This is a genomic window from Clostridium sp. LY3-2, from assembly GCF_024705715.1.
In the GTDB taxonomy this organism is placed as follows: domain Bacteria; phylum Bacillota; class Clostridia; order Clostridiales; family Clostridiaceae; genus Clostridium.
Genome location: NZ_JAMDLQ010000039.1, coordinates 1 through 13,173, shown reverse-complemented (window position 1 = coordinate 13,173; position 13,173 = coordinate 1). Strand labels below are relative to the sequence as shown.

Sequence of the window (13,173 nt, the reverse complement as noted above, 5' to 3'; positions counted from 1 at the left end):
GTTATGAACTTCAAAGATTTTATTAAGCATGATAGAGAAAATAGAGAAAAAGAAAAATTTAATGGTACATTTTTGGAATATCTAGAACTTGTAAAGGAGAATCCAGATATTGCAAAGTTATCTCACAAAAGAGTTTATGACAGAATAATGGAAGAGGGAGTAGAAACTTTAAAGGGTGAAGATAATTACAAAGTAAAGAGAATTCATGGAAATGAAATTATAAGGAAATATGGATTTTTTAAAGATGAGTTTTATGGGATAGATAAAATTCTTATGAAACTTGTAAATTATTTTCATTCAGCTGCAATGAAAGGTGAAGAATCAAGACAAGTATTGTATTTAGTAGGACCTGTAGGTGCTGGTAAATCATCTTTAGTTGAATCTGTTAAAAAGGCATTAGAATCTTGCCAAAAGATTTATTCAATTAAAGGATGCCCTATGCATGAAGAACCTCTTCATTTAATTCCAAAACATTTAAGACCTCAATTTGAAAAAATGCTAGGAGTTAAAATAGAAGGTGATTTATGCCCAGTATGTAAATATAGACTTATGCATGAATTTAAGGGTGAATATGAAGAGATACCAGTTGAAACTAAAAGCTTTTCTATAAGGTCTAGAAAAGGTGTTGGAGTAGTTCCACCAGTAGATCCAAACAATCAAGATACATCTATACTTACAGGGTCAATAGATATATCAAAAATGGATATGTATTCAGAAGATGACCCTAGAATATTTTCATTAAATGGAGCTTTTAACGTTGGTAATAGAGGAATGGTTGAATTTATAAAATTATTTAAAAATGATGTTGAATACCTTCATACTATAATTACAGCAACTCAAGAAAAATCTATTCCATCTCCAGGTAAAGGTTCTATGATTTATTTTGATGGAGTTATAATAGCTCACTCAAACGAAGCTGAGTGGAACAAATTTAAAGCTGACCATACAAACGAAGCTATATTAGATAGGATTGTAAAAATCGAGGTTCCTTATTGTTTAGAATTAGATGAAGAAAAGAAAATATATGAAAAAATCCTTAAAAAGAGTAGTTTTGATGCTCATATAGCACCTCATACTATGAGAATTGCAGCAATGTTTGCAGTACTTTCAAGACTTACAGCATCAAATAAAGTAGACCCTATAACTAAGCTTAAAATATATAATGGAGAAGAAATAGTTGAAAAAGGTTCAACTAAGAGAATAGATATAGCAGAACTTAGAGAAGAAGCTGGTTCTTATGAGGGAATGAAAGGAATTAGTACAAGATTTATAATTAAAGCTATAGATAATGCACTTTCAAACTCTGAGCATAACTGCATAAATCCTTTAAGTATTATGGAGAGCATAATTAAATCAGTTAAAGAAATGGATATAGGTTCTGATGATAAGAAAAGATATCTTGGATTTATTCAAGACACAATAAGAAAAGAATATAATAAGATTTTAGAAAAAGAAATTACAAAAGCATTTATTCATTCATTTAAAGAACAAGCTGAAAGTCTATTTAATAATTATATAGATAATGCAGAAGCTTTTGTAAATAAGAGTAAAATTAAAGATACTTCAACTGGAGAAGAATTAAATCCAGATGAAGACTTTATGAGAAGCATAGAAGAGCAAATAGGTGTATCAGAATCGTCTTCTAAAGGATTTAGAGCTGATGTTACGTCTTATATGTTCTATTTAATTAGAAATGGCGCAATTATAGATTATAAGTCTTACGAGCCAATAAAAGAAGCTATAGAAAAGAAATTAATGGCATCTGTTAAGGATTTATCTAGAATAATAACTAAATCTAGGGTAAGAGATAAAGAACAAACTGAAAAATATAATGCTATGGTTTATGAAATGCAAAAAAATGGATATTGTCTTCACTGCTGTGATGTAATCTTAAAATATGCAGCAAACAACCTTTGGAAGGATTAAAAAATGGCAATCTTTAGAGATAGCACAGTAAATCCTGTAGATCATGATAGATCTATTGAAGACAGAAGAAGGCATAGGCAATTAGTTGAGAAGTCAATTAAAGAGAATTTAGGGGATATCTTAGCTGAAGAGAGCATTATAGGGGAAGGTAAAAATAAAAAATTTAAAATTCCAATTAGAGGAATAAAAGAATATCAGTTTGTTTATGGCAAAAACTCAAAAGGAGTTGCAACTGGAACAGGAGAAGAAAAGCGAGGTGATAAACTAGGAAGTGGAAGACCACAAAGTGGTAACGGAAAAAATGGTGCTGGAAACAATGAAGGCGATGATGTATATGAAACTGAAATAACTTTAGAAGAACTTTTAGATTATATAGTAGAAGATTTAAATCTTCCAAACCTAGATAAAAAGAAGTATTCAGAAATAATAAGTGAAAGTTCTGGAAGAAGGTCTGGCTATCAAAGGTATGGAATAAGGCCAAGACTTGCTAAAAAGAAGACAGTAATGTCTAAAATAGCTAGGAAACAAGGAAAAAGAAGGGCTATGTTAGAAGCTAAAGCTAAAGAAGAATTAGATAGATTTCCTTTTAGGGAAGAGGATTTAAGGTATTACAGAGTTAAAAAGAAACCGAAAAGAGAAAGTAATGCAGTTATGATATTTATTATGGATGTATCTGGTTCTATGGATAGTTCTAAAAAATATTTAGCAAGGTCATTTTTCTTTGTTTTATCTAAATTTTTAAGAAGGAAATATAATAACTTAGCTTTTGAATTTATTTCTCATACTACTGTAGCTAAAAGAGTTAATGAATTTGAATTTTTCCATAAAGCGGAATCTGGAGGAACTTATATATCTAGCGGTCTTAATTTAGCTTTAGAGACTATTAAAGAAGAATATCCACCGGAAATGTGGAATATTTATCCAGTATATGCTTCAGATGGGGATAACTGGACTGAAGATAATGAAAAGGCTATGAAGGCAGTTAAAGATTTATGTGATATAAGTAATATGTTTGGATATGCAGAACTTTTACCTTCTACGTATTCAACTACTATGTATTATAGGTTTGATAAAGAAATAAATGAAGAAAACTTTATTCCTGTGATAGTTAAGGAGAAAAAGGACTTATGGGAAGCACTTAAAATTATGCTTTCTAAGGAGATGGAGGAGGTATAGACTTTGGAATACAACTTGCGAGACTTAGAAAAATGGAATGAAAAAATTGAAGTTGAAGCAAGAAAGCTTGGTTTAAACTATTATCCTCAAGAATTTGATGTAGTTGGATTTAATGAAATGATAGGATATGAGGCATACGTAGGTATGCCTTCTAAATATCCTCATTGGAGTTATGGAAAGTCTTATGAAAAGACTAAGACTTTATATTCTTTAAATTTAACAGGCCTTCCATATGAGATGGTTATTAATTCAAATCCTTGCCTTGCATATTTAATGAAGGATAATACTTTAATGCTTCAAATACTTACTATGGCACATGTTTACGGTCATAACGATTTTTTTAAGAATAATAGATTGTTTAAAGAAGGGACTAATGCAGATAGAACTTTAGAGATGTTTAAATTAGACTCTGAAATAATTAGAGGATATATAAATGACCCGTCTATTGGGTATGAAAAAGTAGAAAAAGTTTTAGATGCAGCACATTCAGTTAAATATAGTATAAAAAGAGCTATAGGAGTTAAGGAAATTAGCGATTTAGAAATTAGAGAAAGAAGAATAAAAGATTATAAATCTTCTATAGAAACTCGTGACTTTTTAGATATGGATAAGGAAGTTATTCCTCCGATAATTGATAAAATTCCATTAGAGCCTAGAGACGATGTTGTTGGATTTATTATAGAATATGGAAACCTTGAAGAGTGGGAAAAAAATATATTAAGAATAGTAAAAAGAGAGACAGAGTATTTTATGCCTCAAATAGAAACAAAGACTATGAATGAAGGTTGGGCGTGTTATTGTCATTATAATATTTGTAAAAACCTTAATTTAGATCAAGAACTTTTTATAGAATTTATAAAAAGACATAATGATGTTGTATCACCTATTCCAGGAGGGCTTAACCCGTACTATATAGGATTTAAGATATTTATGGACTTAGAAGAAAAGTATGGAAGAGAAAAGCTTTTTGAAGTTCGCGCACTTGAAAGGGACTCATCTTTTATAAGAAAATATCTAACTAGAGAGTTATGTGAAGAGCTTAACTTATTCCAGTATGGTAAAAGAAGTTTTGATTTTGTAGTTGAGGAAGTAGCAGATGAATTAGGCTTTGAGAGTATTCGCGATAATTTAGCATTTTCATCAGGGATAGGAAGTATACCCCATATTAGAGTTATAGATTTAAATAAAAGAGATTACACTTTAACTTTAGAACATGTATTTGACGGAAGAGAACTTGAAATAAGTTATGCAAAAGAAACTCTTAAAAATTTAGGAAAGCTTTGGGGATATAAAGTAAAACTTATAACAAAGGGCAGAGACTCAGATGAATTCATATTAAATTGCGATGAAAAATTAAAAGTAACTATAACAGATAGTAACAAAAAATAGCGATTAGAATAATCTATAATGATTAGAAATTTTAAAAGGAAATGTTATGGATTCAAAAGGAAAAGTTAAAGATTTAAAAGGAAGTCAAACTGAAAAAAATTTATATAAAACTTTTGCAGGAGAGTCTCGTGCAAGAGCAAAGTATAATCTTTATGCAGAAAAAGCAAGAGAAGATGGCTATATGTGGGTTGGAGATATCTTTGATGAAACTTCAAAAAATGAGTTTGCTCATTTAAGAGAAGCATATAAAAGATTTCTTAAAAATGTTAAAAGTACAGAAGACAATTTAATAGATTCAATAAATGGAGAAGGTGAAGAAGCAGATTCCATTTATTTAGATTTTGAAAAAACAGCAAATAAAGAAGGCTTTTTAGAAATTGCTACATTTTTTAAAGAATTAAGAGAAGTTGAAGAAGCACATAAGGAAAGATATAAAGCTCTATTAGATAGAATTAAAAATAATACTATGTTTAATTCAGATAAGGTAACTTACTATCAGTGTTTAAATTGTGGATATATTCATGAAGGAAAGAGCGCACCTATGCATTGTCCTTTATGTACTTATGAAAGAAAGTACTTTAAACCTTATAGCAAGGAGTGTAATAGATGATGTTTTTAAGAAGGCCTAAAGATTATTTTTATGATGTTTTAGATAATTTAGAAGTTGAATGTGAGATGATAACTTTAGAAGAAGATCTAACTTTAGAGAGATCTATTACTCCAAATGAAGAGATAGATTTAGAAAATAAAGTGATAGATGAAGAAAAAAGTGTTTGGAAAAGCTTGGATGATGAATTTGCGGATTCGATAAATAATATTTAATAGGATAAACTATAAAAATACGCCTTATCTTATTTTAAGGCGTATTTTTAATATATATTATTTAGGAGGCTTAAGACTATGGGAAATAAGCTAATGGAAAACCATTTTAATGAGATGGATAAGCTTGCAGACTTATTAAAAAAATTAGTAGAATCTTATAGACTACTTGTAGGAGGCGCAGCAGAACTTAATAATATAAACAAAAGAAAAGGAAGAGATGTAGATAGCGCTTTAGATAATATTGAACATGTTGATAGAACTATAGCTAGTCTTCTAGAAGTTATAGAGTGTTATGAAAAAAATTATATGAAATATAGCAAAATAAAAAATGAAATAATAGGGTTAAATAATGAAAAAAGTAAAGTTAAAAAAGAATTAGAAAATGAAATATTAACAGAAATAAACGAGGATTTGAATTTACAAAATAAACAACAGAGAGAAAAAGAAGAAAAAGAAAAATAGAGAAATGCAAATATATAAGCATTTCTCTATTTCTTTATTATTAAATTTTTATATTAGACTTTTTTTAATTTGATGTTACTAACCATTAAGTATGCACCTAATATCATTAGAAGTACTATTATAACTTTAGGAATTGTTATGTATAAAGCTAAAAGAGCTACTACCGCTAAAACAGCACCAGTAATAGTTATAGGAACACCTCTAAATACTCCGTCAAAATCTGTTGCGTTATATCTTGCTAGTCTATAAGCACCACAAATTGGAAAAGCTAAAAGGACGCAATATCCTATAATTCCTTTTGGTCCAAAACTTTCTAATTCCATTAATATAAATAGTAAAACTGATGGAGCAACACCGAATGATACTAAGTCTGCAAGTGAATCTAATTCTTTACCTAAATCACTAGAGACATTAAGGTATCTTGCTATTCTTCCGTCATATCTATCAACTAAGCCTGCAACTAAAATTAAAATAGCTGCTAAAAGAAACTTTTTATTAAAACATGATAATAATGATAATACCCCACAGCCTAAGTTGATAAAAGTAAATATGTTAGGAATACAACTTTTTTTCATATCACCACTCCTACAATATATGAATAATTCTCATTTAATTATTATAGCATAGAATAAGTTACTTTTTAATAAAAAAAAGAATTTATAAGAAAGTTAAGGAAGTCTTAAGGTTATTAAGATGTAACGAAGTCGACAATATATGTAAAAAATGATATAATCTCATTTAGTTAAATTAATAATCGGAGGTTAGTATGAAGAGGGTACGTTTTATTTATAATCCTTATTCAGGCGAAAATGCAATTTTAAGTAGCCTTGATTCTGTTATTAAAATTCATCAAAAAGCAGGTTTTGAAATTCACCCATATAGAATTCACAAAGAAGCAGACGTTAAAGATGCTTTAGATTGTATAGATAAATCTTATGCGTATATCCTTATTGCAGGCGGAGATGGAACTGTAGATTCAGTAGTAAATGCAATGATGGAAAAAGGCATAAAACTTCCTATAGGAATTCTTCCAGTAGGAACAGCAAACGATTTTGGAAAAGTTTTAAAAATTCCTCAAAACATTAAAAAAGCATGCAAAAAAATAGTTGAGTTTAAACCAGAAAAAGTTGATATTGGAAAAATTAATGATAAATACTTTGTAAATGTAGCTAGTTCAGGGCTTTTTACAGATGTTTCTCAAAAAACTGATGTGCATTTAAAAAATACTATAGGAAAGCTTGCATACTATATAAAAGGGCTAGAAGAGATCCCAAACTTTAGAAAGCTTAAAGTTAAAGTTACTTCAGAAGAATACAACTATGATGGAAATATGTATTTAATGCTTGTTTTTAATGGAAAGACAGCTGGAAATTTAAACTTAGCTACAAGGTCTGACGTTCAAGATGGTATGTTAGATATAATTATTTTTAAAGCTGTTAAAATAATAGAACTTATGCCTTTATTTTTAAAGGTTTTAAGAGGAGAGCATCTAGATTCAAACAAGGTTGTTTACTTTAAAAGTGATAGAGTTAAAATTGAATGCGACGAAGATATAGTTACAGATATAGATGGAGAGAAAGGACCAGATTATCCTCTTGATATAAGATGTATAAAGAGCGGAATAGAGGTTTTAGGAATAAATTAAATAAAAAATTAATAAGTATAAATAATCAGTATTTATGTAGGAGTTTTGTATGAGTTTCGTATATTATAATTGCTTGTTATTTATGCTTTTTTTTATAATTTTTTTGCTTTTTGAGAACAACTTTAAATCACCTAAAAAGATAAAATTATTGATTTTTTTTGGATTATTCACTCTTCTTTTAAGATATCTTTCTTTAATTCTTTTATGTTTACTTAAAGATATAGAAGTAATTTATAAACTTAGAGCTTTTGTTTATTTAGATTATTTAAGTATAGTAGTACTTGCAATTTCTCTATCATATATATACTTAAGGTTTAATAAGTTATCTTTTAATAAGTTTTATATTATTTCTTTAATTCTTTTTATAATATACTTTTTAGGGATAAAGTATTTAGATTTAGGAGTAAGTTTAAGTAAAAACTTTGGATATATTATTAATATAAAAGGAGAAGAAATAGTAAATGGAGTAAGTCTTATTATACTTGGGATAATTTTTTTATCACTTCTATTTTTTATAGATAAACCAAATATCTTAAAAAGAGAAGTTTTATTTCTAATTCTTACAATGATTATAATGATTATAGAGATAGCACTTATGGTATTTAAAATAAAGATTTTCCCATATTTACTTATAAGTGAGGGGATATTTTTATTAAATGTGTACAAAGGAATAAATAATTTTAAAAAAACTTAGAAAAAGGGAAAAAATCTTATATAAAGGTTGCCTTTTTCACTCTATATAATATAATAGTATTAAGAAGAATTATAAATTTTTTGGATTTAACGGTTTTGTGATGAACAAAACCTTATTTTTTGTGTAAAGATAAATGTAAAAAGGTGGTGTATTTAAATGGAGGGTAGCCCTCAGATTGGTGAAAACCCAAAACTCATAAAAACAGAATAGAGGGAAGTTCTTTTTAATACACTTTTAAGTCTGTCTTTTTTTAAAGGTGCTTTTCTCTATGTCTGGAAGGGGGAAAGTATTATGAAAAAAAAGACAGTTTTTTTATTTACTGACATTCTAGGAACTAAAATATATGATGAGTTTGATGATGTTTTAGGAGTGCTTAGGGATGTTTATGTAACAACAGAAAATGGATATCCTAGATTTATAGGATATAAAGTAAAAAAAGATAGTACTAATTATCATTATGAATTTAAAAATTTAGAAGTTTATGATGATGATGGTAAAATAATTATGAAATCAAGAGGAAGTAAAGAAATACTTCCAAGAACATATAGCTATCTATTATCTAGACATCTTTTAGATAGAAAGATAGTAGATATAAACGGAAAGCAAGTAGTTAGAGTTGATGATTTAAGAATAGCTTTAATTGCAGGAGAATATAGAGTAATTGCCGTTGAAACAGGCCCTCTTGCAAAGTTTCGAAGAATGGGAATAGCAGGAATTGCAAAATTTTTCTATAAGATAATTGGTAAGAACTTTGAAGATACAGTAATTATGTGGGATGATGTTGAATCTCTTGAGATGGTTGATAACAACTTAAAAATTCAAGTCCCTTATAAAAAATTATCAAAGCTTCACCCAGCTGACCTTGCAGATATCTTAGAAAACTTAGACCCTAATTCAAGAAAGCAAGTATTTGAATCTTTAGATTATGATTTAGCATCAGATGCTTTAGAAGAATTAGATCAAGAATACAAAGGTAAAATTTTAAAAGAATTATCTGAAAGTAAAGCGCAAGAACTTTTAGAAAACATGCCAAGCGATGAGATAGCTGACCTTTTAGATGAATTAAATGAAGAAGAGAGAGAAAATATCTTAATTAATCTTGAAAAAGAAGATGCAGATGAAGTTAAAGAACTTCTAGAATACGAAGACGAAGCTGTCGGAAGTATTATGGCAAAAGATTTTATTTCTCTTAATTTAGATGTAACTGTAAGAGAAACTGTAGATATTTTAAAAGAGATGGAACCTGATGAAGAGTCAATGTATTATATTTATATTACAGATTCAGATGAAAAGGTTCAAGGAATAATTTCTCTTAGAGACTTAATTTTAGCAAAGCCTACAGCAAAGCTTAGTGAAATTATGGATGATAATTTTGAATATTTAAGACATGAAGATGATATAGAAGATGCTATAGAACTTGCAAACAAATATGACCTTTTGTCTATTCCTGTAGTAGATGAAGATGATAAGTTAGTTGGTATAGTAATAATACATGATTTAATAGATGAATACCTTTATCCACTTTGGAAAAAGAAAAATAGAAAATCAAAAGATTAAAAAAGTGTTGACAAAAATAAACTCTAGCATATAATAAAAGTATAAAGTTTATCAATTTACTAGGAATTAAATGCTAGGAAAAAGGAAAGTAGTATATTGAAGATTTACAGAGAGAAAAGCAGAGCTGAAAGCTTTTTATTAAAGATATATACGAAGTGCCCTTTGGAGCTAATACCTGAAATTATAGTAAGGTTATTCGGGAATTGCCCGTTATAGCAATTAAGTATGTATGTACTGACACAAGAGGAATTATTTTAATTCAAATAGAGTGGAACCGCGGATTTTACACTTCGTCTCTAATTATAGTTTAGAGATGGAGTTTTTTTATTACAAAAAATGGATTTAAAGGGAGGATTTAAGATGATTTATAACAATATTTTAGAATTAATAGGCAATACACCAATAATAAAAGTTAATAATTTAGTAGAGGAAAATAGTGCAGAGGTTTATGTAAAACTTGAAAAATTCAATGTAGGTGGAAGCGTAAAAGATAGAGCAGCGCTAGGAATGATTGAAAAAGCTGAAAGCCTTGGATTAATAAAACCTGGTGATACTATAGTTGAACCTACAAGCGGAAATACAGGAATAGCTTTAGCTATGATTGGAAAATTAAAAGGTTATAATGTAACTATAATTATGCCAGATACTATGAGTAAAGAGAGAAGAGCTTTAATTAAAGCTTATGGCGCAGACCTTATCTTAACTCCAGGGACTAAAGGAATGAAAGGTGCAATAGAAAAAGCTAACGAATTAGTTAAAGAAAAAGGATATTTCCTTCCACAACAATTCGAAAATGTAGCTAACCCAGAAAAACACTACGAAACAACAGCTATAGAAATTATAAATGACTTAAGTGATTTAGATTACTTTGTATCTGGAGTTGGAACTGGAGGAACTATAACTGGAATAGGCAAATACCTTAAAGAACATATAGATGGCGTTAAAGTAATTGCAGTAGAACCAGAAAGTTCACCTGTAATTTCAGGCGGAGAACCAGGTCCTCATAAAATACAAGGTATAGGAGCTGGATTTATACCATCTATATATAAAGAAGAATATGTTGATGAAGTAGTAAAAGTTTCAAATGAGGATGCATATAAAATAGCTAAAGATTTTTCTAGTGAAGAAGGAGTTTTAGTTGGAATTTCATCAGGGGCAGCTATATATGCCGCTATAGAACTAGCTAAGAAATTAGGAAAAGGAAAGAAAGTATTAGCTATAGCACCAGATGGTGGAGAGAAATATATATCAACAGGATTATATGATTAATTAAAGCTTAAACAATTAGAAAAAATAAGGAGGCTTAGAGGCTGTGTTTAAAAATTTAAGATATGATTTAAATAGAATATTAGAAGAAGATCCAGCCGCTAGAAGTAAACTTGAAGTATTTTTACTATATCCGAGTGTTCATGCATTAATAGCTTATAGAATAGCAAATAAGTTATATAAGCATAAATGGTTCTTTTTAGCTAGACTTATATCACAGATATCAAGATTCTTTAGTGGAATAGAAATACATCCAGGTGCAACGATTGGCAAAGGATTATTTATTGACCACGGTATGGGAGTAGTTATAGGAGAAACGGCAGAAATTAAAGATAATGTAACTATATATCATGGAGTAACTCTTGGTGGTACAGGAAAAGATAAAGGGAAAAGACACCCAACTGTTGGAAGTAATGTAATCATAGGTTCAGGTTCAAAGGTTCTAGGACCTATAAATATAGGAGATAATGTTAAAATAGGGGCAAATTCAGTAGTATTAAAAGATATACCAAAAGATAGTACAGCAGTTGGGATTCCAGCTAGAATAATTGGAAATAGTAAAGAAGAGAAATACGATAACATTATTGAAATAACTGATTTAAAAGGAAAAAGTAAAAGAATATATAATGATATGGTAATATAATAATTTGCTAAGTTAAGCTTTATATTGTAAAATAGATTGGTAATGTGAAAAGTCTTAAAACTTTTTGCATTACTTTTTTTAACGTATAGGAGATTATTAAAATAAGCCTTTAGGTTTAAATATCATTTTATTTTTATAGGTGTATATTATGGATAAACAAAAAAAAATAATTGATTTTTGCAAAAATGAATTAAACCTAGATACTATAGGTTTTATTAAATGCAGGAAGTTTGAAGAACTTAGAGATTTTTATTTATTTAGGAAAAATTCAAATTTAGAAAATGAGTTTGAAGAAAAAGATATAGAAAAAAGAATAGAACCTAGTATCTATATGGAAGACGCTAAAGCTATAATTTCAATAGCATTTCCTTATAATACTTTTGAAAATACTTTAGATAATGGATTTTCTATTTACACAAAAGGGGAAGATTATCATAAGGTAGTTTTTAAATATTTAGATACTATAATTAAATTTATTGAGTCACTAGGAGGAAAAGCTTTAGGTTTTGTAGATAGTAATTCCCTTCCAGAAAGATATATAGCATATTTAGCTGGGGTTGGAACTATTGGAAAAAACAATATGATAATTACTAAAAAGTATGGCTCATTTGTTTTTCTTTCAGAAATAATTACTGATTTAGATATAGGAAACTTAGATAAAGGAACATTTAGTGATATAAAATTATACAAAGATTGTAAAGAATGTGATATTTGCCTTAAAGAATGTCCAACTAAATCTATAAATAATTATAAGAGAAATCCAAATATTTGTTTATCTTATTTAACTCAAAAAAAGGATTTAAAAGATAGTGAAATGAATCTTTTAAAGGGGAGGATGTTTGGCTGTGATAGTTGTCAAAATAAGTGTCCTAAAAATAAAGATATATCTAAAACTCCTATAAGTGAATTTGAAATAAAAGATTTTATGAAGAATTCTTTAGATGATTATATTATAAATATAAACAATAGCGAATTTAAAGAGAGCTTTAAAAATACATCATGTGGTTGGAGAGGTAAAAATACTCTAATTAGAAATGCCTTAATTAGAAAAAAATATAAAGGCGAAGATATAGAAAGTTTTAAAAGCGAATCACCTTATTTAAAAGGGTATAAAGATAGACTTTTATAGCTTACTAGAATATAATAAAATTGATTAATTTTGAGGAAGTGGGTGAATTATCTTATGTTATCACCATTTATGGCTAAGGTTATAGGATTATTACCTGAGAGCTTTTTAGTTTTTGCAGGTAAAAAGATAACAGATAGATACATAAAAAATCATGCTACTATGCACGTTAAAGGCTTTGATGAAATAAAAGATTTAGATGGGCCTATAATATTTATTTGCAATCATTTAAGTAACTCAGATGGGTTAATCTTAAATAAGCTACTTAAAGAAAAATTTGATCCGTATTTTATAGCAGGAGTTAAGCTTTCAGACGACCCTGTAACAAAGATAGGAACAGCTATGGTTAAAAACATACCTGTAAAACCTAACACAGCAGATAAAGAAGCTATGACTAAAATGGTTAAAACTTTAAAAAACGGAGAAAATCTTTTAATATTCCCAGAAGGGACAAGAAGTAGAACTTG

14 protein-coding genes and 1 other annotated feature are annotated in these 13,173 nt (G+C 28.4%); of the genes, 13 read left to right on the top strand and 1 reads right to left on the bottom strand.

The window, feature by feature from the left end; translation table 11 throughout:
* The first annotated feature begins 3 nt into the window (after nt 1–3).
* The 6 genes from M4I33_RS12380 to M4I33_RS12355 all read left to right on the top strand — a co-directional run bounded on the left by M4I33_RS12380 (nt 4) and on the right by M4I33_RS12355 (nt 5,775).
* Nucleotides 4–1,926, top strand: a complete 1,923-nt coding sequence (locus tag M4I33_RS12380) for a PrkA family serine protein kinase (protein WP_257917083.1) — start codon at nt 4–6, stop codon at nt 1,924–1,926.
* Nucleotides 1,927–1,929: 3 nt separating this feature from the next.
* Nucleotides 1,930–3,102 (top strand): sporulation protein YhbH, encoded by a 1,173-nt coding sequence (yhbH, locus tag M4I33_RS12375; protein ID WP_257917082.1) that lies wholly within the window; start codon nt 1,930–1,932, stop codon nt 3,100–3,102.
* A gap of 3 nt (nt 3,103–3,105) precedes the next feature.
* Nucleotides 3,106–4,491, top strand: a complete 1,386-nt coding sequence (locus M4I33_RS12370; RefSeq protein WP_257917081.1) for a SpoVR family protein — start codon at nt 3,106–3,108, stop codon at nt 4,489–4,491.
* Between the two features lie 46 nt (nt 4,492–4,537).
* Nucleotides 4,538–5,101: a rubrerythrin family protein gene (locus tag M4I33_RS12365; RefSeq protein ID WP_257917080.1), complete on the top strand. Its 564-nt coding sequence runs from the start codon at nt 4,538–4,540 to the stop codon at nt 5,099–5,101.
* Nucleotides 5,098–5,313: a hypothetical protein gene (locus M4I33_RS12360; RefSeq protein ID WP_257917079.1), complete on the top strand. Its 216-nt coding sequence runs from the start codon at nt 5,098–5,100 to the stop codon at nt 5,311–5,313. Before M4I33_RS12365 ends, M4I33_RS12360 begins: the two co-directional genes overlap by 4 nt.
* A 78-nt stretch (nt 5,314–5,391) precedes the next feature.
* Nucleotides 5,392–5,775, top strand: a complete 384-nt coding sequence (locus M4I33_RS12355) for a hypothetical protein (RefSeq protein ID WP_257917078.1) — start codon at nt 5,392–5,394, stop codon at nt 5,773–5,775.
* Nucleotides 5,776–5,828: 53 nt separating this feature from the next.
* Here M4I33_RS12355 and pssA read toward each other — a convergent pair whose 3' ends face one another.
* Nucleotides 5,829–6,350: a CDP-diacylglycerol--serine O-phosphatidyltransferase gene (pssA, locus tag M4I33_RS12350; protein ID WP_257917077.1), complete on the bottom strand. Its 522-nt coding sequence runs from the start codon at nt 6,348–6,350 to the stop codon at nt 5,829–5,831.
* Between the two features lie 191 nt (nt 6,351–6,541).
* Here pssA and M4I33_RS12345 point away from each other — a divergent pair, with 191 nt between their 5' ends.
* From M4I33_RS12345 to M4I33_RS12315, 7 genes are all read left to right on the top strand, one after another.
* Complete coding sequence (locus M4I33_RS12345; protein ID WP_257917076.1) at nt 6,542–7,420, top strand: YegS/Rv2252/BmrU family lipid kinase; 879 nt, start codon at nt 6,542–6,544, stop codon at nt 7,418–7,420.
* A 49-nt stretch (nt 7,421–7,469) separates the two neighbouring features.
* Nucleotides 7,470–8,114 (top strand): hypothetical protein, encoded by a 645-nt coding sequence (locus tag M4I33_RS12340; RefSeq protein WP_257917075.1) that lies wholly within the window; start codon nt 7,470–7,472, stop codon nt 8,112–8,114.
* 291 nt (nt 8,115–8,405) lie between these two features.
* A complete protein-coding gene (locus tag M4I33_RS12335; RefSeq protein ID WP_257917074.1) occupies nt 8,406–9,671 on the top strand; it encodes a magnesium transporter in 1,266 nt (421 codons plus the stop codon).
* 66 nt (nt 9,672–9,737) lie between these two features.
* Nucleotides 9,738–9,972 (top strand) — a binding site (T-box leader).
* A gap of 59 nt (nt 9,973–10,031) precedes the next feature.
* Nucleotides 10,032–10,940, top strand: coding sequence for a cysteine synthase A (cysK, locus tag M4I33_RS12330; RefSeq protein WP_257917073.1), 909 nt, complete (start codon nt 10,032–10,034; stop codon nt 10,938–10,940).
* A 43-nt stretch (nt 10,941–10,983) separates the two neighbouring features.
* Complete coding sequence (gene epsC / locus M4I33_RS12325) at nt 10,984–11,580, top strand: serine O-acetyltransferase EpsC (protein WP_257917072.1); 597 nt, start codon at nt 10,984–10,986, stop codon at nt 11,578–11,580.
* A 148-nt stretch (nt 11,581–11,728) separates the two neighbouring features.
* Nucleotides 11,729–12,709, top strand: a complete 981-nt coding sequence (gene queG, locus M4I33_RS12320) for a tRNA epoxyqueuosine(34) reductase QueG (RefSeq protein ID WP_257917071.1) — start codon at nt 11,729–11,731, stop codon at nt 12,707–12,709.
* Between the two features lie 54 nt (nt 12,710–12,763).
* On the top strand, nt 12,764–13,173 hold a 410-nt coding region (locus M4I33_RS12315), incomplete at its 3' end, for a 1-acyl-sn-glycerol-3-phosphate acyltransferase (protein WP_257917070.1).